Annotated in this window: 19 protein-coding genes and 1 pseudogene; 5 read left to right on the top strand and 15 right to left on the bottom strand. The window is 54.5% G+C overall.

Translation table 11 applies throughout. The annotated features are described in order from the left end of the window. Nucleotides 1-236: 236 nt before the first annotated feature. Together HQN87_RS08725 and HQN87_RS08720 are read right to left on the bottom strand one after the other, a co-directional pair. On the bottom strand, nucleotides 237-1046 hold the full coding sequence (locus tag HQN87_RS08725; protein ID WP_173130767.1) for a PP2C family serine/threonine-protein phosphatase: 810 nt from the start codon (nucleotides 1044-1046) through the stop codon (nucleotides 237-239). Nucleotides 1047-1230: 184 nt separating this feature from the next. After that, nucleotides 1231-1968: a hypothetical protein gene (locus HQN87_RS08720; RefSeq protein WP_173130764.1), complete on the bottom strand. Its 738-nt coding sequence runs from the start codon at nucleotides 1966-1968 to the stop codon at nucleotides 1231-1233. A gap of 117 nt (nucleotides 1969-2085) precedes the next feature. On the opposite strand from HQN87_RS08720, the gene HQN87_RS08715 reads away from it, so the two are divergent. Further along, nucleotides 2086-2721 carry a CPBP family intramembrane glutamic endopeptidase gene (locus HQN87_RS08715; protein WP_173130761.1) on the top strand — a complete coding sequence of 212 codons (636 nt, stop codon included), beginning with the start codon at nucleotides 2086-2088 and terminating at the stop codon, nucleotides 2719-2721. Between the two features lie 41 nt (nucleotides 2722-2762). Here the strand turns inward: HQN87_RS08715 and HQN87_RS08710 are convergent, their stop codons facing one another. Further along, nucleotides 2763-3392 carry a YfbR-like 5'-deoxynucleotidase gene (locus HQN87_RS08710; protein ID WP_173130758.1) on the bottom strand — a complete coding sequence of 210 codons (630 nt, stop codon included), beginning with the start codon at nucleotides 3390-3392 and terminating at the stop codon, nucleotides 2763-2765. A 299-nt stretch (nucleotides 3393-3691) separates the two neighbouring features. On the opposite strand from HQN87_RS08710, the gene HQN87_RS08705 reads away from it, so the two are divergent. Further along, nucleotides 3692-3910, top strand: a complete 219-nt coding sequence (locus HQN87_RS08705; protein ID WP_173130754.1) for a PspC domain-containing protein — start codon at nucleotides 3692-3694, stop codon at nucleotides 3908-3910. A gap of 54 nt (nucleotides 3911-3964) precedes the next feature. Then, nucleotides 3965-4633 carry a PspA/IM30 family protein gene (locus HQN87_RS08700; protein ID WP_173130751.1) on the top strand — a complete coding sequence of 223 codons (669 nt, stop codon included), beginning with the start codon at nucleotides 3965-3967 and terminating at the stop codon, nucleotides 4631-4633. Nucleotides 4634-4744: 111 nt separating this feature from the next. On the opposite strand, the gene HQN87_RS08695 is transcribed toward HQN87_RS08700, so the two are convergent. The 10 genes from HQN87_RS08695 to HQN87_RS08650 form a co-directional block, all read right to left on the bottom strand. Further along, nucleotides 4745-6082, bottom strand: coding sequence for an LLM class flavin-dependent oxidoreductase (locus HQN87_RS08695; RefSeq protein WP_173130748.1), 1338 nt, complete (start codon nucleotides 6080-6082; stop codon nucleotides 4745-4747). A gap of 101 nt (nucleotides 6083-6183) precedes the next feature. Continuing rightward, nucleotides 6184-6675: a DinB family protein gene (locus HQN87_RS08690; RefSeq protein WP_173130745.1), complete on the bottom strand. Its 492-nt coding sequence runs from the start codon at nucleotides 6673-6675 to the stop codon at nucleotides 6184-6186. 261 nt (nucleotides 6676-6936) lie between these two features. Continuing rightward, a complete protein-coding gene (gene solA, locus HQN87_RS08685) occupies nucleotides 6937-8118 on the bottom strand; it encodes an N-methyl-L-tryptophan oxidase (protein ID WP_367272686.1) in 1182 nt (393 codons plus the stop codon). Continuing rightward, entirely contained in the window at nucleotides 8084-9283 is a 1200-nt protein-coding gene (locus HQN87_RS08680; protein ID WP_173130743.1) for an amidohydrolase, read from the bottom strand. Before HQN87_RS08680 ends, solA begins: the two co-directional genes overlap by 35 nt. After that, nucleotides 9283-10305, bottom strand: coding sequence for an LLM class flavin-dependent oxidoreductase (locus HQN87_RS08675; protein WP_173130741.1), 1023 nt, complete (start codon nucleotides 10303-10305; stop codon nucleotides 9283-9285). The genes HQN87_RS08680 and HQN87_RS08675 overlap by 1 nt, the downstream gene beginning before the upstream one ends. 11 nt (nucleotides 10306-10316) lie before the next feature. Further along, complete coding sequence (locus HQN87_RS08670) at nucleotides 10317-11069, bottom strand: amino acid ABC transporter ATP-binding protein (RefSeq protein ID WP_173130739.1); 753 nt, start codon at nucleotides 11067-11069, stop codon at nucleotides 10317-10319. Beyond that, complete coding sequence (locus HQN87_RS08665) at nucleotides 11066-11776, bottom strand: amino acid ABC transporter permease (RefSeq protein ID WP_173130737.1); 711 nt, start codon at nucleotides 11774-11776, stop codon at nucleotides 11066-11068. Before HQN87_RS08665 ends, HQN87_RS08670 begins: the two co-directional genes overlap by 4 nt. Continuing rightward, nucleotides 11776-12558, bottom strand: a complete 783-nt coding sequence (locus HQN87_RS08660) for an amino acid ABC transporter permease (protein ID WP_173130735.1) — start codon at nucleotides 12556-12558, stop codon at nucleotides 11776-11778. The genes HQN87_RS08665 and HQN87_RS08660 overlap by 1 nt, the downstream gene beginning before the upstream one ends. Before the next feature lie 33 nt (nucleotides 12559-12591). Further along, nucleotides 12592-13473 (bottom strand): transporter substrate-binding domain-containing protein, encoded by an 882-nt coding sequence (locus HQN87_RS08655; protein ID WP_173130733.1) that lies wholly within the window; start codon nucleotides 13471-13473, stop codon nucleotides 12592-12594. 109 nt (nucleotides 13474-13582) lie between these two features. Next, nucleotides 13583-14476, bottom strand: coding sequence for a LysR family transcriptional regulator (locus tag HQN87_RS08650; protein ID WP_173130731.1), 894 nt, complete (start codon nucleotides 14474-14476; stop codon nucleotides 13583-13585). 276 nt (nucleotides 14477-14752) lie between these two features. On the opposite strand from HQN87_RS08650, the gene HQN87_RS08645 reads away from it, so the two are divergent. Beyond that, on the top strand, nucleotides 14753-15292 hold the full coding sequence (locus tag HQN87_RS08645; RefSeq protein WP_173130729.1) for a GNAT family N-acetyltransferase: 540 nt from the start codon (nucleotides 14753-14755) through the stop codon (nucleotides 15290-15292). Nucleotides 15293-15890: 598 nt separating this feature from the next. Here the strand turns inward: HQN87_RS08645 and HQN87_RS32290 are convergent. After that, nucleotides 15891-16556 (bottom strand): vWA domain-containing protein, encoded by a 666-nt coding sequence (locus HQN87_RS32290; protein WP_246553672.1) that lies wholly within the window; start codon nucleotides 16554-16556, stop codon nucleotides 15891-15893. 225 nt (nucleotides 16557-16781) lie between these two features. Then, nucleotides 16782-17255 (bottom strand): annotated as a pseudogene (locus HQN87_RS32285) (TerD family protein); the annotation flags it as partial. 144 nt (nucleotides 17256-17399) lie between these two features. On the opposite strand from HQN87_RS32285, the gene HQN87_RS08635 reads away from it, so the two are divergent. Next, nucleotides 17400-18821: a TerD family protein gene (locus HQN87_RS08635; RefSeq protein ID WP_173130726.1), complete on the top strand. Its 1422-nt coding sequence runs from the start codon at nucleotides 17400-17402 to the stop codon at nucleotides 18819-18821. The last annotated feature ends 192 nt before the right edge of the window (nucleotides 18822-19013 follow it).

Genomic DNA, 19013 nt, shown 5'->3' with positions numbered 1-19013 from the left:
AAAATCCATCTTCATTATTTATAGCTATATAAGACGCACTTAAGTATTGAACTTAAAGCTTCATCGTCACTGCGGTGAACATTTGGACTTCCGGCCGCTGTTGTCACCAGATTTCTTGATTTAAACCGCTGTTCGCGGGTGAAATCCGGTGACAAAGGCGGTCGCTACCGCTCCTACAGTTCCAAATTTCCCCTCCGCTTCTTTTGCTTTTTGTTTATTTCTTCAGTGCGTCTTATTTAATCACTCGGCATCGCCGCTTCTCTACTATTATCATAGCTCCAGGCAACAACCGTAGCGCTGTCCCGGCCGAGCTGCTCATGTACACCCGCTAATACCTTGTCCACACATTTCTCCAGATCCTCTTCCCCTGTAAAAGCAAGATAAAGCCTGCGCGGGTCCTCCATTACCCTTGCTCCAACCTCCAAAAGACCGTCCGTCGTTAACACAATCACGTTACGGCCCTGCCGCAGCTCACGGATGCCCGAGGAGTAACAGGCGACGGGCTGGGCGAAGGTGTTCACGAAGCCGATCCATTCGTAGTAATTGCGCTGATTCAGCAGATATTGCCCGCGGGCAGCCAGCTCAGGATGGAGTACATAGAGCGAGTTATCCCCTACCGAGAACCACCAGAGATAATTCTCCATCCGAACACAGATCAGACATGCGGTCTCCCCTGTTACCTGCTTGCACTCGCTGATGAACGCCTCAGATGTGAAAATAGACAACAGGAATTCCTCCAGCGCCCGGAACGCCTGCTGAACCGGCAGCGCCAGCAGCCTGATGATCTCATCAGCTTCATTGTCGATTGTGCGGATCAGCAGCTCCGCGCTTTCTGCCGTATGATGCGCATCCAGAAGCATTACCCACTCCCAACCGCCGCCCGGCTCGCTTAATACGTAGACGCCGTCTTCATTTTTGTCGGCACCGTCCGCAGTGTTGCCGCCGTAACGGCCGATTACCATACTTTTATGCGCATATGTAGTTGGATGATCCAAATACATCTCATCACTGCCTAACCAGCTAAATTTATGAATCCCCTGTTCCATCCTGCTCCTCCTGCCGTAATTACCTGGTTTTGTATTTCTAGTATTATATACTTATACGCTTCCTACGTTAAGTGTTAAGCCTGCACCAAGCAGCCGTCATTAGCTACAAGCAAATACAATCACAGCAAATAGCCCCCGGACCGTCCATACGGCCTGGGGGCTATCTTCGCATCACCTATTCAGATTAGCTTGCACTGCCGGTTCTCTCCATATACTCTATCTTCTCCCGGCTGATTCTGTAGAGCCTGGCATCCGGCCCCGGATTCAGGCTGTCGCTTGCGGACAGGAATCCTCTATCCGTGTCCCGCAGAATATATACTCCGCTCAGAAGCTCTCCCCCAACCAGCTTGATATTCATCCTGGAGGCCTGATACACATGCGCTCTATACCAGCTATACAGCGGCCGCATCAGCAGCTTGCCGATCACGAAGTAGAGGACAAGCATAATCAGCAGCATTGCGTACACCACCCCACGGTCCTGTCCATTGACATAAAAGAGTATATCGAATTGATCTGTCATGTTAAGGTTATAGGTGACAATCAGCCTGCTCATCAGCAGCATACCAAACAGCAGGTAGAAGCTTATGCCCAGCAGCACATGGATCAGCAAAATCCAAGGATGGTAGGACAAGTGCTGCCGCCGTGTACCGCAAGCCAGAAAATAAGTCACAAGCAGTCCCGCAGCAGCCAGCGAGATCCACAGCGGACTGCTGAGCGGATGAAGTACATACAATAGCAAGCCGTTAATCCCGGCAAAGATCAGAATATCCGCCATGATGAATTTGGTTCGTTCTCTAAGGTTGTACGCCGGAAGCTGAGCCGAAGCCCCTCCCTGGAGGAAGTCGACGGTCCAGACGATCAGGAGCAGAACGCTGAACCAGACCAGCGTAGTGGAGAACGGGATAAGAGTGAAATACTGCAAAAGTGATACACCATCCTTATTTTTCCTTTTATTGTAGCATTTCCGCCGACCTGCCCGCCGTAACATTCATCTCCTTCATTTTCACACACATCATCTATATATGGAGGCTATTCACTCATGCTGTTGCTGAAATTATGCGTTATTGCTGTACTGCTGTCTTTTTCATACAGAATATTCGAGAGGATACTCAGGGTTATCTCTAAACCGCAAGAACGGAATACGATTTATTATTGGGGAGCCGCCATGATTGGTGGGAGTCTTCTCTGGAGCAACAGTTACACCTTCAACGCTCCACAAGATGTAATGAGAGTGCTCCCGCTGTTCCTTATTATTCTGCTTGTGAACCTGATCATCTCCAGATCCTCAGGGTATTCTCCTGCGGGAGCCTATAATACGATCAACTTCGTGTTTGCCTTCCCTGTCTTTGAGGAGATCGCCTTCCGGGGACTTGTCCTGCCGATACTTGCGAGCCATCCATTACTCGGCCAGCTGCATTCCACTTCTGTCATTGATATCAGCGGGGCGGTCCTCCTTACCTCACTGCTGTTTGCGGTGTCCCATTTGCAGTATTACAGGCTGAACCGCGAGAGCGTCAGGTTTATGCTGTTTGCTTTTAGCGGAGGAATATTCTTTGGGCTGATCGCACAGGTTACCGGTTCCATCCTGCTGACGATTCCGCTCCATATCGCTTTTAACGGATCAGCCGTGCTGTATGCCCGGGCCGCCTCCGCAAGGAAGCACCTACAGGCCTGACGTATAACTATATATGTATCAAAAAAAGAGCCACAGCTCATCTACAGAGCCAGCGCCTCTTCCGTAATCTGTCTGATATCAATTGGAGACAGCGTCTCCTCATTCACCATATCCGGCAGAATCTCTGCCAGGAAATAATCCACACAGTTCAGGTCAATATTCTTGATCTTGATCAGGGCATTGCGGTACATCACCACAAATTCCTTCTCTGTATTCCCCCTTTGCAGCTCGGCAAAAGCTTCGTACACCTGATCCATCTTATCGGCAACCTCCAGAATCAAGCCTTCGATCGACTCGTCCTTGCCTTCGCGCAGTTGATGGTAGAAGATGCTTTTGAACTCGTCCGGAATATGCTCCTTGATGAAGTTGTCGATCATGCCCTCCTCCACCTGCTGAATGAGCGACCTTAGCTGGAGCGAGGAGTGCTTCACTGGCGTTTTGATATCCCCGATAAATATCTCTCCATAATCATGGCTGCTCGTAATCTCGTACAGCTTCTTCCAGTCGATCACCGCGCCGTGCTTCTCTTCAATGTCCGCCAGCGTTTTGGCATACTGTACGACCTTCCAGGAATGGGCCGCTACGCTATGCTCCTCGAATTTGAATTTGCCCGGACAACGGATAATACGTTCCAGTTCATTCAGCGAGCGAAAATACTTGTGAATTCCCATGAGGCCTTGTCCTCCCGTATGTTTGGATATGCTCTAGATTAGAGTGTAATCCTCCAGTGTTATCCCCGGATGAACCGCAGCACACCATTGTGTAAAATCCGCACGGCTGCGCGCATCTAACGTTATTTCCCAGCCTCTCCCCGCCCTATTGCGGACAGCATCCCCGACTAAGGTCGGGAACAAAGAACAGTCTGCAGGCCGTTTTGCCAAGCCGGAAATATTCGTACAATACATACATAGACAACGCAGTGAACACGCCGCGAACCGGCGATCACCATATAAGAGAGGAAGATATCACTATGACAAAAAAATTAACCCGCTCCGTACAAGACAAGAAGCTCACAGGTTTATGCGGAGGACTGGCACGCTATTTGGGCGTTGATACGACCCTTGTAAGATTGCTTGTTGTTGCCGCTACGTTTTTCAGCTTCGGTACTGTTGTTTTTCTCTATATCATCGGCAGTCTCCTTGTCCCTCAGGAATCCTACGGCGGATTCGATGACAGCTTCAACTACTAATTACTTGCCACAATAACCAAACCAACTAAACCAACATTAAAGGAGATTATTATAATGAGTATATTCCAAAGAATCACCACGTTAACGAAGGCTGCTATTCACGAAGGACTGAACAAGCTGGAAGATCCGATCCTGCTGACCGGCCAATACCTGCGGGATCTGGATGATAAAATCGCAGGCGCCGAAGGCAAACAGCGTGAACTCAAGGCAGCAGCCAGTGTGCTGGAGCGCCGGATCTACGAATACAAGGTGCTCGCAGAGCGCAGTGAAGCGGAAGCAGTCCAGTTCATGAGCGAGGGCAATGAACCTGCTGCCCGCCTGGCGGTAATGGCTAAGCTCCGCTACACGGAGAGCGGACAGGAATGCACCGCCGGACTTCAAGAGACGCAGGCAGCACTTGCCTCGCTGGAGGTACAGCTTGCCGGTGTTAAGGAAGAGCATACGCGCCTCAAAGCCAAAAGAGCCGAGCTGGCTGAACGTGCCCGCAAAGCTGCTGAGATCAAGCAGGCTGCCCAAGCCAGCGCTTCAAGCTTCCCGGCAGGATACGGCGGCCACGTGCTGAACGCCGGTTCCGCAGCCCGCGGCTTCGAACGGATGGAAGACAAGATCGCCATGCAGGAAGCACTGGCCGAGCAATCCGGGCTGGCGGCCGCAGCCGCACCTGACGCTCCGCTGAATAGCGCAGTTGAGGCTGAGCTTGAACGCCTCCGCAACCGCAAATAAGCTAGGCGGTGTGAAGCCAGCAATCACAATAAGGATGCCTCCCCTTTCATCAGGGTTGGCATCCTTGTTTGTGTGCTGCTCAACAGATAGCGTACTGTGCCTGTGCTTGTGTCACACTTGCCCGGCCGGTTCAGAAGCCTTGGAATAACGGTTCTCCGGTACCGGCAGCCCAAGGTTCCCCCGCAGGGTATCACTTTCGTATTCGGTGCGGAACAGCCCGCGCTCCTGGAGAATCGGAACGACCTGATCCACGAATTCCTCCAGGCCATCCGGTACGGCGGCGGCCAGCATGAAGCCGTCGGCAGCTCCGCCCTCGAACCAGGCCTGAAGCTGATCGGCCACCTGCTCCGGCGTCCCGATGAAGCTGCTGCGCGGCGTTGCCGATTGCAGGGCAACCTGCCGCAGGGTCAGGCCCTGCTCTTTGGCATCCTTTTTGATTTTGTCCGTGCCGCTCTGGAAGCTGTTCCGGCCCAGGTCACCCACATCCGGGAAAGGCTCATCCAGCGGATACTGGGAGAAGTCATGATGCTCGAAGAACCGGCCCAGGTAGTTCAGCGCATTCTCTATCGTCACCAGACCGGCAACCTCCTGGTATTTGCGTTCTGCCTCCTCCGGGGTAGCCCCCAGTATCGGTGCGATGCCCGGAAAGATCAGCACTTCTTCGGGATTGCGCCCGAATGAAGCTACCCGGGTCTTCACATCCTTATAGAACGCCTGGGCAGACTCCAGCGAGTCATGACCCGTGAAGATGGCGTCCGCCACGCTTGAAGCATAATCTTTGCCGACCTCGGAGGAGCCTGCCTGGAAAATAACCGGCTGCCCCTGCTTCGAGCGGGCGATATTCAGCGGGCCCTTCACCGAGAAGAATTCTCCCTGGTGATCCAGCGTGTGCATTTTCTGCGGATCGAAGAAGACGCCCGTCTCCTTATTGCGGACAAAAGCATCGTCCTCCCAGGAATCCCACAGCCCGCGTGCCACCTCCAGATATTCGGCGGCGATGCGGTAACGCTTGCCATGGTCCGGATGCTCCTGCTTGCTGTAATTGAGCGCAGAGCCTTCGAGCGGTGAGGTTACCACATTCCAGCCGGCCCGTCCGCCGCTGATGACATCCAGCGAGCCGAATTGCCGGGCCACTGTGAACGGCTCACTGTAGGAAGTGGACAAGGTGCCGACCAGACCGATCCGGCTGCTGACTGCTGCCAGCGCACTAAGAATCGTCAGCGGCTCGAAGCGGTTCAGGAAATGAGGAATGGATTTCTCATTAATAAACAGACCATCTGCAATGAAGATCAGATCCAGCTTACCTTCCTCCGCCTTGCGTACCCATTCCTTGTATAACTCAAAATTCACACTGGCATCAGGCTTCGCATCGGGATGACGCCACATGGAGGTGCTTCCCCCCACGCCGTGCAGCAGTGCTCCCAGCTTCAATTGTCTCGGTGTAGTCATGATCATTCCTCCTCAAGATGGTGTATTACCGTTCACTTGCAGCTGTTCAGAGCAGCCTTATAGCAGGTTTACTGCAGGTTTACTGCAGGTTTACTGTAAGTTCATAGTGCTGCTTGCTGCGTAGATACACCCGCCTCCGCTCCGCGCTTGATCCGTTCGATCTGGGCCAGATGGTTCTGGACATGAGCGGTGAAGCTGCGGACGATATCGGCAATCCGCACACTCTCTCCCTTAGGGTTAATCCCGCTTTTCTCCCATTCTGCATCGCTCAACCTTCCCAGCAGGAGACTGTTGTAATGCAGCAGGCTGCGGAACAGCTCCAGGCTGTCAGCCGCCCGGCCCTGATTACTGTGCTGTCCGCTGACCCAGGCATCCTGCTGGAACGCCGGGAGCTGTACCTTCGTATCTGCCAGAATGTCACGGATGCGGAAGGATACCACGATACTGTGATCAGCCAGGTGCGCCAGCACCTCGGTTACGCTCCAGCTTGACGGCTCCGCCTTCCACTTCAGCAGCTCATCGGATAAGCCTTCCAGCGCCTGCACTAATTGCCCGTGCGTATTCAAGTACTCCGTTAGCTCCACGCTGCTCATTGCTATTCCCCCAGTATAGGTTTTGATTACCGTTGTTCAGGTCACTATGTTTAATTGCACTTTGTACATCTAAAACGTCTGATTTACAACCCATTATCTGTTTAATTGTAGTTCGTACAATTAAAAGTTTTTTGCTTCTGATTTTCAACCATTCGGGCAAATATAGTTGTACAGGCTACACTTATACGTTGCACGTACGTCTTTTTGCTGTTTTTAAGTATACATTTTACAACTATCCCTGAATTGAGGTGTGTTACACTACTATCTCAAATCGGATGCGCTGCATTTGAAGCGTGACAATGCAAACGGAGCTATATTCTGCCTGGTATGTCCCTGCACAGCCAGATCCGCAAGAATCTCTCCGACCACACTGGAGAATTTGAAGCCATGTCCCGAGAAGCCTCCGGCCAGCAGCACGTGGCGGTAATCCGGGTGGCGGTCAATAATGAAATCTTCATCCGGCGTATGTTCATATTTGCAGACGGAGCCCTTCAGCAGCCGCCCGGCTGCTCCGGGCATATAGGCTTCCAGCACGCGGCGAAGGTCGCCTTCGTCGCTCTCCAGACTGCCGAACTGTGCCAGTGGTTCACCGGGCTTCCACTCTTCGCCTGTATCATGGCGGCCGATCTTCAGCCCTGCTCCGCCCATACCTGGGAAGCCGTAGAACCCGCCTTCCTCTGAACCGAGCGTGAAGCCGGGGAACCTCCCGGCATCGAAGTCCGGCGTACTCCCAAACCAGCCCACTACCTTGCGGACCGTCTTAATCGGCAGGCTGATGAAGGGTGACAATGAATGGAACCAGGCACCGGCGCTGAGAACAGCAGCCGCTCCGTGATAATCGCCGTGCTTCGTGTGAACGGTGACACTCCCTTCGCGGGCGGTCACATGCTGCACGGGGGTATTCGTCAGCAGCTCCGCACCGTGAGCCAGCGCAAGCTGCCGGTAGGCGGTAATGCAGCGCTCACTGTAGAGATAACCGGCGTCCGGCTCATACATCGCTTCGAAGGATTCCGGAAGGTTCAGGGCCGGCCAGCGGCGGCGGATCTCCTCCGCATCCAATTGCTCGGCCCGGACCTTCCGCTTGTGTGCTTCCGCCAGGCGGCCGGAGAAGGAATACACGCCGCTGTCCGCCAGATTGAGCACGCCCGAAGGGACAAGCAGCTCCAGGCCACTCTCCGCTTCGGCCTCTTCCCACAGCACCTGGGCACGGAGTGCCAGGTCAATATAGGCCGGGTCGCCGCTGTAGGCATGCCGGATCAGCCGGGTATCCCCGTGATGGCTTCCTTCGGTATGCGGCGGATCAAAAGCATCAATCAGCAGCGTCTTCACACCGCGCCGGGCCAGATGATAGCCCGTGCTCATCCCCATTGAGCCTGCGCCGACAATAATCACATCATATATGGGAGTGTCAGCGATGATCTGTACCCCCTTCAGCCGAGAGATGCTCAAGTACACGTACCGCCAGACCGCTGAAGAACCCGGCGCCTACAGGCAGCGCCGCTTCGTCCAGATCGAACGCCGGGTGATGCCATTCCTGTCTCCCCGCTGTGCCGGTGAAGACAAACAAACCGGGAATCTCCTGCTGATAGAAGGCGAAATCCTCCCCGGCCGGTGAGGGCACCGGCTTCACGGAGGTATAACCCAGATTCGCAGCCGTTTCTTCTCCCAGCCGGACCAGCAGCGGATCATTGATGACCGGCGGAGGTCCGCCAATCCAGCGCACGCTGGCCTCAGCCCCCAAGGCGGCTGCAACACCCAATACCACTTCTTCGAACCGTCCCAGCACCCTGGCGCGCACCGCTTCATCGAAGGAACGGATCGTCCCTTCCAGCACCGCCGTCTCCGGGATGATGTTCCACGAGTTCCCGCTGTGAATCTGCGTAACACTGATGACAGCACTGCTTAGGCTGCTCACATTGCGGCTGACGATGGATTGCAGCGCCGTTACGATATGCGAGGCTGCCACGATAGGATCTATCCCGGCTTCCGGCACCGCTGCATGGGTTCCGAAGCCGCGGATCTCCACTCTGAATCCGTCAGCGGCTGCCATCAGCGGGCCTTCCTTAATGCCGATGGTCCCTACCGGCAGATCGGGCTTATTGTGCATCCCGATGACAGCGCGGACCTTCTCCAGCCCTCCGGCAGCGATGATCTGCTGCGCGCCTTGCGCCTTCTCCTCGGCAGGCTGGAACAAGAAGCGGACCGTTCCCTTGAGATTGTCTTCCTGCTCCTTCAACTGATAGACCGCCCCAAGCAGCGCCGCCGTATGGAAGTCATGCCCGCAGGCATGGCTTCTGCCGGGAGCCTGCGAAGCATAAGGCAGTCCGGTCTCTTCCTGAATCGGCAGAGCATCAATATCCGCCCGCAGGGCAATCACCGGACCGTCCTGCAAGCCGCCGATCTCGGCAATCACTCCGGTCTTCAGCCCGTAATCCACAATCTTCACCTCTGCCTGCTTGAGCAGTGAGGTGATATATCTTGTAGTTTCAACTTCTTCATTAGAGAGTTCAGGATGCCGGTGCAGATGACGGCGGATCTGGGCCAGCCGCTCCTTGAACGATAACGCCTGTACTTCCTGTGCCGCAGCTTCCGTGGCTGAATTTGTCATTAGCGGGATGCCTCCGCCGGCACTTCAGCCAGTGCCTCGCTGAGCAGCTCGAAGGAACGCTGCCGCTTGCCGAAGGGCTGCACATTCGTCGTGACGATGAACTCCTCCACCCCGGAGGCTTCGGCTAATGCCAGCAGCTGCTCACGGACGCTCTCCTTCGTTCCCTTGGTAATCTCAGGCTCCCGCTCCTCCAGCGTATAGGATTCTTCACTCTGGCGGGTGAACTCCTCCGCCTGTTCCCGGCTGGCCAGCGTCAGCGTCTTGCCGCTGGCGAAGCGGATACGGATCAGCTTCTGCGCTCCCGCAAGCTCCCCGGCCTCCTCCTCCGTATCCGCCACGATAACAGCCAGCGCGATAATGACCTGCGGCTCCTTCCCGCTACTGGTATCGAAGGCGCTGCGGTACGTCCGCACCGCGTCCAGGGCCACGGCCTGATCGCCGCCGATGAACAAAGAGAATACATACGGCAGTCCCAGTTCTGCCGCAATCCCGGCGCTGGCGACACTGGCGCCTAGCACATACAGCTGCGGCGGCGTTCCCGGCAGCGGGCCTGCCTTCAGCCCGGTAAGCGGATGATCCGCCTCCAGCCGGTTATGGACATATTGGTCCAGCTCCACAATTTTGTCCGTCAGCGAAGCAGCTTCGCCGCCTCCCTGCTGCAAGGCCTGTGTGCTGCGCGGCAATCCGCCGGGAGCGCGGCCGACGCCAAGGTCCACCCGTCCCGGTGCCAGCGAAGCCAGCACGTTGAAGTTCTCCGCCACCTTGTAAGGACTATAGTGCTGAAGCATAATCCCCCCGGAACCGATGCGGATGTGCTCCGTCCTGGCGAGCAGATGCGAGATCAGCACCTCGGGCGAAGAACCCGCCACCTGCTCGGAATCATGATGCTCGGATACCCAGAACCGGCGGAAGCCCAGCCGCTCAGATAGCTGCGCCAGCTCGATCGTATGCTGAAAAGCCTCTTCCGGCGTCTCCCCGGGATAGATCGGGCTTTGGTCCAATACGCTGATTGTAATTGCCATAGATATGCCTCCTAGATGGAATAGTTCAGCTCCGGCGTGATCCGCTTCAGGAACTGCTTCGTGCGTTCTTCGCGTGGATGGTTGAATACCTCGCTTGGTGTCCCTTCCTCGACAATCACCCCGCCGTCCATGAATACCACATGGTTCGCCACATCGCGGGCGAAGCCCATCTCATGCGTCACCACAATCATCGTGATCCCTTCCTTGGCGATTTTGCGGATCACCTCAAGCACTTCGCCCACCAGCTCCGGGTCCAGTGCCGAGGTAGGCTCATCGAAGAGAATGACCTCCGGCTCCAGGGCGAGCGCTCGGGCAATACCGACCCGCTGCTGCTGGCCGCCGGAGAGCTGGCTCGGATAGGCATCCAGCTTGGCGCCGAGTCCGACCTTTTCCAGCAGGGCAATACTCTTCTCCCTGGCCGCTTCCTTCGGGAGCTTCTTGACGATCAGCAGACCCTCCATCACGTTTTCGAGCGCTGTTTTGTGCCGGAACAGATTGTACTGCTGGAAGACCATAGCCGTCTTTTGCCGCAGCTGGTGAATATCCTTCTTGCGGGCATGGCGGCAGTCCAGCTTGAACTCACCGATCGAGATTTCGCCGCCGCTGGGCTTCTCCAGATAATTTACGCAGCGCAGCAGAGTGGTTTTGCCGGAACCGCTGGGGCCGAGAATGACGACCACTTCCCCTTTGGATACCTTGAGATCAATATTGTTCAGCACCTGATGGCGCCCGAAGGACTTCGATATATGCTCCAGCTTAATCATGCGACTCCCCCCCGGTTATACAGATTTATCCGTTTCTCGATTAAGGCAGTGGCCCGTTCAATGAGGAAGGTCAACCCCCAGAAGATCAGCGCCGCCGCTAAGTACGCCTCGAAGAATTTCCAGTTCGTTGAAGCTACAATCTGCGCCTGGGCATTGATATCCACGACCGACACGGTAAAAGCCAGCGTAGACCCGTGCAGCATCCCAATCACCGAATTCGACAGGTTGGGCAGGCTCGCCGCCAGCGCCTGGGGGAACACAATCCGCCGGAGCGCCTGGGGCGTACTCATCCCTATGGAATGCGCAGCTTCAATCTGACCGCGGTCCACCGCCAGCAGGCCGGAACGGACCACCTCGGACATATACGCCCCAGCCGTAATCGAGAAGGCGATATAGGCGAAGCCGATCATCGGAATGGATACCGAGCGGAAGCTCCAGCCGAACTGTACGGCAAGCCCGTCGATGATCATTGGCAGCCCGAAATAGATCAGCAACAGATGGGTCAGCATCGGGGTGCCGCGGATGAAGGTGACATATCCCACCGCCAGCGGATACAGCCCGGGTGTTCTATATATGCGGATCAGCGCTACCACAATGCCTATTACGAATCCTGCCAATACCGAGACTACCGTGATATACAGCGTCGTAGGGATAGCACTCAGAATTTGCACGAACGCCGTCCAGATAAATGATGGGTCCAGCTTCATTACGCGCCGCCTCCTTTGCCTGATCCTAGATCTGCGACGATAGTGCGGAAGGACGATTTTTTATGCAGAGTGAACCTCTTCTTCACCGGACTGCCCTGGTCTTCATGCCGCAGTAACCGCCGTTCCGCCACCAGCAGCAGCTTCTCCACGCACAAGCTGATTACGAGATAGATAAGTGCAAGGGCAATATAGGTTTCGATAAAATGCTGAGTCGCGCTGCCCAAAGTCTGTGCCTTGCCCGTCATCTCCATTACTCCCAGCGTGAACGCCAGCGAGGTATCCTTCAGCAGCGCGATGACCAGGTTCGAAAATACGGGAATCGCAATTCCCAGCGCCTGCGGCAATACGATCCGGGTAAAAGCCTGATAAGAGGTCATTCCCGTGGCGTACGCTGCTTCCACCTGTCCTTTATCGACTGCCGTTACCGCTGCGCGGATCATCTCCGACATGAAGGCCCCGGTATGCAGACCGTAGGTCAGAATCACGAAGACCAGCACCGGCGTCCGCGTCATATCGAGATTGACCAGCTTCAGCACCTCAGGCAGACCGTAATAGAACAGGAATAATTGGATGAGTATCGGCGTCCCCCGAAAAAAAGAAATGTACACCTCCGCGCAGGTCTTCAGGACCGGCACCTTATACAGGCGGGGAAGGGCAATGATAAATCCAACCACCATCCCTGCCAGCAGCGAACAGGCTACGATCAGCAGCGTAGTGCTCAGCGTAGTCAGCAGCTTGGGCAGGAACGAGAAGATAAATCCAAGATCAAACGGTGCACCCATTCTGCTCCTCCTCTCCGCTGTACAACATGTTTATCATTGAACCGTGGATGTGGTGACGTCCGCTCCGAGCCACTGCGAGCTTATTTTGCCCAATGTGCCGTCTGCCTTCAGCTCCGTAACTACTCCGTCAATGGCATCCGACAGCTTCTGCGACGGGGCATCATCCTTGCGGAACACATACAGAATGTCAGCGGAGGACAGCTCTGGACCGACTGCCTGCAGCTTGCTCTGCGGATCAATAATCGGCAGTACGAAATCCGCAGCCAGCGTGGCATCCACACGGCCCGAGTCAACCTGGCTCACCGTATCGTTGGCCGCACCGTTCTGATAGACAATTTTGATCGAATCCGCGCCATGCTCCTTGTTGTAATTCTCGAGGATTTGCGCTTGTGCGCTGGTTGCGCCCGTCAGCACCTTCTTGCCTTTCAGATCATCCAGCGTCTGGATCGAATCATTACCCTTGGCCACAATAATGCGGTTTCTCCAGTGGGCATAAGCTTCTTTGTTAAAAGAATACTTCTGCTCCCGCTCCGGGTTCTTCTCCATGACATGGGCCACTAAGTCAATCTTCTTCGTCTCCAGACTCAGCAGCAGATTGCTGAAATCCATCGTCTGGAATTCAAATTCATATTCCGGCAGACGCTGGTCAATTTCCTTCAGCAGCTCTACGTCGAACCCGGTCAGCTTGCCGTTCTCATCAATGAAGCAGACGTTTGGAAAAGCGGTGCCCGTGCCGACCACAATCTTGGTCACCTCAGCCGGTTCTGCGGCTGCAGTTGTTGTCTCCGCACTGCTCTGCGGTGCTGCTTCAGCTACTTTTCCGCCATTGCCGCTGTTCGCGCCGTTATTGTTGCCGCATCCGGCAATCACCAATGTTAATGCCAGTGCTGATGCGAATGAAATGGTCTTTTTCATCTCTCTGTCCCCTTTCAATTTAGATAATCCCTATATGTTTAGTGGTGATTATATGCAGTTAACTTTATCACTGCATGTTGCCATGCGCTAATAGAGTTTTTTAATACAGTTATACAAGAAGTCGATTCAGCTTGCCCGGGGTTCCCAGCTCCAGCAGGGCTTCAATGAATTCCGCATTCTCTCCGTTCAGGGAGATCAGGCTGGTTCGCAGGGAGATCCCTTCCGTCTCAGCGATATCTACCCGGATCAGTGTTCCTGCCTCCACCTCCTCCTGCACACTCAGCGCTGGAAGGAAACAGATCCCCGCTTGCTTCAGCACCAGCTTCTTGGCAGTCTCCAGATTATCCACCTGATACACAATGCCCGGCGGCTGCTCCATGCTCTCAAATACACGGTGCAGGCGCATCCAGTCCAGCGAGCCGCATTCGAAGAATACCAGTGTCTCGTCAGAGATCTCCTCGATGGAAGCATGGCCCTTGCGGGCCAGCGGATGACCGGCGTAGACATACAGCGAGATGGGATCTTCACAGAAGGGAAACGACTGGATGGCCGGATTAACCACCTTGCGGATAAAAGCGAGATCAATCTCCTTCGCCTTCAGCTTCTCAATCAATAGTTCGGTGGAAGCCGTGGTCAGCTTGATGCGGATGTGGGGATACCGCTGCTTCAAATGCAGCAGGAGATGCGGCATCAGATAATTGGAGACCGAGACCGTACTGCCGATTCTCAGTTCCCCCGGGATTTGACCTTTGGATTGCAGCTGATGTTTGCCGTTCTGATAGACCTGCAGAATCTGCTGCGCGTAGGGGAGGAACTGACGGCCTTTATCCGTCAGGTTAATCTGTTTGCCCAGCCGGTCGAATACCTTGCAGTCCAGCTCCCGTTCAAGCGACTGGATACGGGCCGTTACTGTCGGCTGCGAGATGTAGAGTACATCTGCCGCTTTGTTGAAGCTGCCGTAGTGGTTGATGTAGACAAAGGCCTCAATGTTCTCGATGTTCAAGCGTAGTCCCCCTCCACAGTTTATAATTTACTATTCCAATCGACTAACAATGAATTAGAGCCGCACTTCTCTATAGAATTTGTTTTTATCTTAGTCACCGGCCCTTTTTTTGTCAACAGACTTATCCTCTAATATACAGCCAATACCATTACATGGATCACAATTGCAGATAGAACTTTTCTATCTGTTAATCGAAATTGTTAAATTCCTCTTATACTCATCGGATTTATAGATTATAATGAGCGGCATACCCCATTTCCGAACAGGAGGCGCCAGATGAACATTTCCGCAGAGATTGTAATCCGTGAAGCCGCAGACGCAGACCGTGAAGCCATTGCCGGAGTATTACTCGAAGCCTACAGCGAATATTCAGCCGTGCTGCCCGCGCCTTCGTGGGCGGATTACCGCGACTCCATCCTTGATTCCGTCCACGGCGATGCACCGGTCTCCCGGATTGTAGCCGAACTGGATGGACAAATCGTAGGGAGCGTGCTGCTGTTCACCTCTTCCGAGGCCGCTTACGGCAGGCCCGAGCTGGGAATCCATACGCCGATCATCCGTCTGCTCGCTGTCTCTCCGGCTGTCCGGGGACGCGGGGTGGCCAGGCTTCTGATCCATGAAGCGGCAGGAAGAGCCGTTGCCCTCGGGGCAGCCAGCTTAAACCTTCACACTTCAGATATGATGGCGTCTGCGGTCAGGCTGTATGAAGGCTTAGGCTTCAAGCGGGCTTATGAGACAGATCTGAAGAACGGGGATACTCTGGTCAAGGGCTACTGCCTGGCGCTGCCGGTCTCCGCTAGTCTTCAGACGAAATGAACCTCCGCAGCCCTTAGTTTCTGAGTAGGATCAACGTAAACACTTGGATGGACGCTGCGCGAACGGACCGATGTTCCAATCGCTGTGGTCTCCAGATTTTTTTTATTCCCCTTAGCGGTGAAAATCCGGAGACCAAGGCGAACGCATTCGCTTTTCCACATTCGTTCCGTCCTCTCCGCTGTTTGAGCGGGATACAAAAAGCAATGATTCTCCAATTAACGGGAGAACCACTGCTTTTTTAACATTTGAAGCTTTTGAGAAATTTGAGAACCTTCCGGCGAGCCGCCCTAAAGCCCCGCTTCAGCCGCGAGCTTTTGCAAAATCCTGCCCAAAATACAACATTCCCCTCAACCTCCCAGCCAGAATCCAACATTGTTGCATAAAAGGCAGGATATCTTCCCCCTACGGACGGCTTAGCAGCACAATTCCTGCATTTCCTGCAACATTCCTCCCTACACCCGGGTAACTAGGAATCCAAGCTGCAAATAGTGCAACATTCATGTCTATATACTGCGAATATGTCTGTACTGCGGATATGCCTATATACTGCGAACGTAAGCACAGTAGATAGGGTTGAACGTGAACACACAACGCAAAGCTACAGAATCCGCTTCGCCTTCGCCGCCTTCAGCCACTGCGGGAATTCATTCAACAGCTGATCATACAGCTCCTCATCGGATACTTCCTCGATACGGTCCAGATGGATGAAGCTTGCGTTATCCACCAGTCTGCCGCTCATCGTATCAAGCTGCTTCAGCACCTCGAAGTCGGAGTCGCCGATCCCAACGAACTGCCAGAAGACCGGCAGGGCGGAGGAGGCCATAATTACTTTTTTGGTAGGCTTAACTACACCTCCGTCGTTAATAAATATAATGAATACCGGGGTTGAATCCTTCTCCTCCCGGGTGTATTTCTGGATCACATCCTCCATGACCGGCGGTTCGTTATTGCGGCCGAACTTATGGATCGAATCGTTATTCATGATATGAGTGACAACATAGCTGCCCAGCTCCTGTTCCGTAACCGGCGGCAGTCTGCTGAATTCCGTATCATAGACCCACACATCCAATGAGCCGTTGTCATCGAACTTGCTGGCAACTGCGAGAATACGTTCCACCACTTCCTGGACAACCCCTCTGGCATACAGGCTTCTCATGGAGCCGGTAATGTCCAGCACGATCCCCACTCTGGCCGTTACATCCGTTAACTGTTTTTTGATGAGGGTAAGCTCTACTATTTTTTTGCGTAAGTCGATAGAAGACAGCACATTAACCGGTGCGCTGTCTTCCGCCTGCGGCCGGGCAGGCTCTACCCGTTCCTCCCTCTCTGCCACTTCTGCCGCTGCTGCCACCTCTACCCGTTCCACCCTCTCTGCCACTTCTGCCGTTGCTGCCACCTCATTCCCGGTCTCTTCCTCAACCTCAAGCCCATAGCTCTTGCAGAGTGCAGCCAGTCCTCCGTTATAACCGCTGCCGATCGCGCTGAACTTCCATTCCCCCTGATGGCGGTACAGCTCCCCGGCTACGACTGCTGTCTCCTCTGACAGATCTGCTCCGTAATCGAAACGGTATATTTCTTCCCCGTTCTTGCGGTTCATTAGCCGCAGCTGCAAGCCGGACAGATCTTTCATCCCCTGATTGCGCTGCTCGCCCTCGTAGATCGTCAAGGTCAACGCAATCCGGGCATAGGACTCTGGAATTCTGGATAAGCAGATGGTGAGACTCTCCCCGTTCTCCCCCTCCGCAGCATGAGCTACAGCCCCATCCCTTGATACTGGATTCCCATAGAAAATGAAATCCTCATCCCGTTCACACCGGTTCTGACCCGACAACAGAAAAGCCGCCGCATCGACACCAATTCCGCCATACTTCGTGTCCCAGCAGAGCCGGACGGTTATATCTTGAACGCCTGTTCCCTTGGTGATATCCACTTTCTGCCCTTTTAACAACTGCAAATCTCTCATCTCCTCTTCATAGAAGTGAATCCGGAAGTCATAGATAAGGAATACCATATCAGCACTCTTTGTTCAACCTGCATCGTTTGTATTTCTCCGTTTGCTCCTTTAATATGAAGTTTAGTAGAGATAATAGATAAGGGGCTAACCCAGATGGATTTCACAGCAATAGACTTTGAGACAGCCAATTCCAGCCGCACCAGCGCCTGCTCACTCGGGCTTGTTCAGGTTCGGGCAGGTGTGGTGACAGCGGAATATGACTGGCTGATTGACCCGCGGCAGCGGTTCGACGGGATGAATATCGCCATTCACGGCATTACACCCTCCATGGTTAAGGGCGAGCCTACCTTCGCTGAGCTGTGGCCCACCCTTAAGCCGCTGCTGCAAGGCGAAATTGTGATTGCGCATAATGCTGCCTTCGATATGAGTGTACTGCGGTATTGCCTGGATGACTCGTCTCTTGGCTATCCGGATTTCCAATATTTATGTACCTATCTGCTCGGCAAAAAAATGCTCCAGGAGCTGCCCTCCCATAGGCTGAATGTAGTCTCAGCGCATTTCGGCATCCGGCTGAAGCACCACGATGCGCTGGATGACGCCAGAGCGTCGGCACTCATTCTATTGAAATTAATGGAGCAGTGGCAGCAGTTCGATCCCCTGCTGTTAGCGGACAACCAGGGCTACAAGGCCGGGACGCTGTTTGCAGGCGGATATACGCCCTTCAAGGCAGCGCCCAAGAAGCCCGCGAAGAAACCGTCTGCTCCCAAGGCTTCTGCCAAAACTGCTATGAAGACGCCGAAGCCCGCAGTATCCGGTATACCGGGCATGAAAACGCCGTCTGCAGATAGGGTTCAGGATGTCACGGCTTCCGTCACTCCTCCGATTGCTGTTCCGCCTGCGCCTGCCTCACCACCTATTCCTGAGCTGGTACGCAGCCAGCGCGTGGAGATCGGCGATAAGCTCAGCGCCTCCCGGCTTCTGGTCGCTGTGGAGTGGGATTCTCCCGCTCCCTTGCTGGAACCGGAGATCTCTGCCTGTCTGCTCCGGGAGACAGGGCACTGCGAACAGGACCAGGACTTTGTCTTCTACGGGAACAGGGAAGACCCGAGCGGATCGGTCTCCTACACCCAACCTGCTCCGCACACGGGAATCCTGCAGCTTCAGCTATCGGAGCTGTCGGCATCCACGACGCGGATCGTATTGACCTGTACGCTGGGTGGGGACATATCCAGCCAGAGTGCAGGACAGCGAGCAGAGCAGATTCAGAACGCTTCCGTTTCCCTGATGAATGCCCAATCGGGAGCGAGGCTTGCCCGCTTCTCCTTGGATCAGGACTTCCGTCTTGAGACCGCCATCGTCATTGGTGAGTTCTACCGCTATAAGGGCAAATGGAGATTCGTAGCAGTTGGTGAGGAATTCCCGGGCGGACTCCGTGCCCTATGCAGCCACTACGGTCTTGAGGTGGAAGCTGAGGGTCCTGCAGATCAGCCTGCGGCTGAATCGGCAGCCTCGGCGGAAACTACGGATCATAGGAGACTTGCGGACAAGCTCCCTCCGGCCTCTTACCACTCATAGCGCCAAATACGCCCCTGGCGGCAGCTCTTTGTTTTTGAGCAGGATCAGCTTAAGCATTTGGGTGGACGCGCTGAGTGATCGGAACTATTGAAGCAAGCAGCAATGGAGCAACAACAAAAAAGCAGCGATTCCCCCATAACGGGAGCCGCTGCCTTTTTAGCGTTTGAAGCTTTTGAGAGAGTTGCAATTATC

Origin of the sequence: Paenibacillus tritici (assembly GCF_013204885.1) — a bacterium.
In the GTDB taxonomy this organism is placed as follows: Bacteria; Bacillota; Bacilli; order Paenibacillales; family Paenibacillaceae; genus Paenibacillus_AQ; species Paenibacillus_AQ tritici.
Note: the sequence above shows the minus strand (reverse complement) of the source record. Positions and strands in the feature narration are given on the sequence as shown.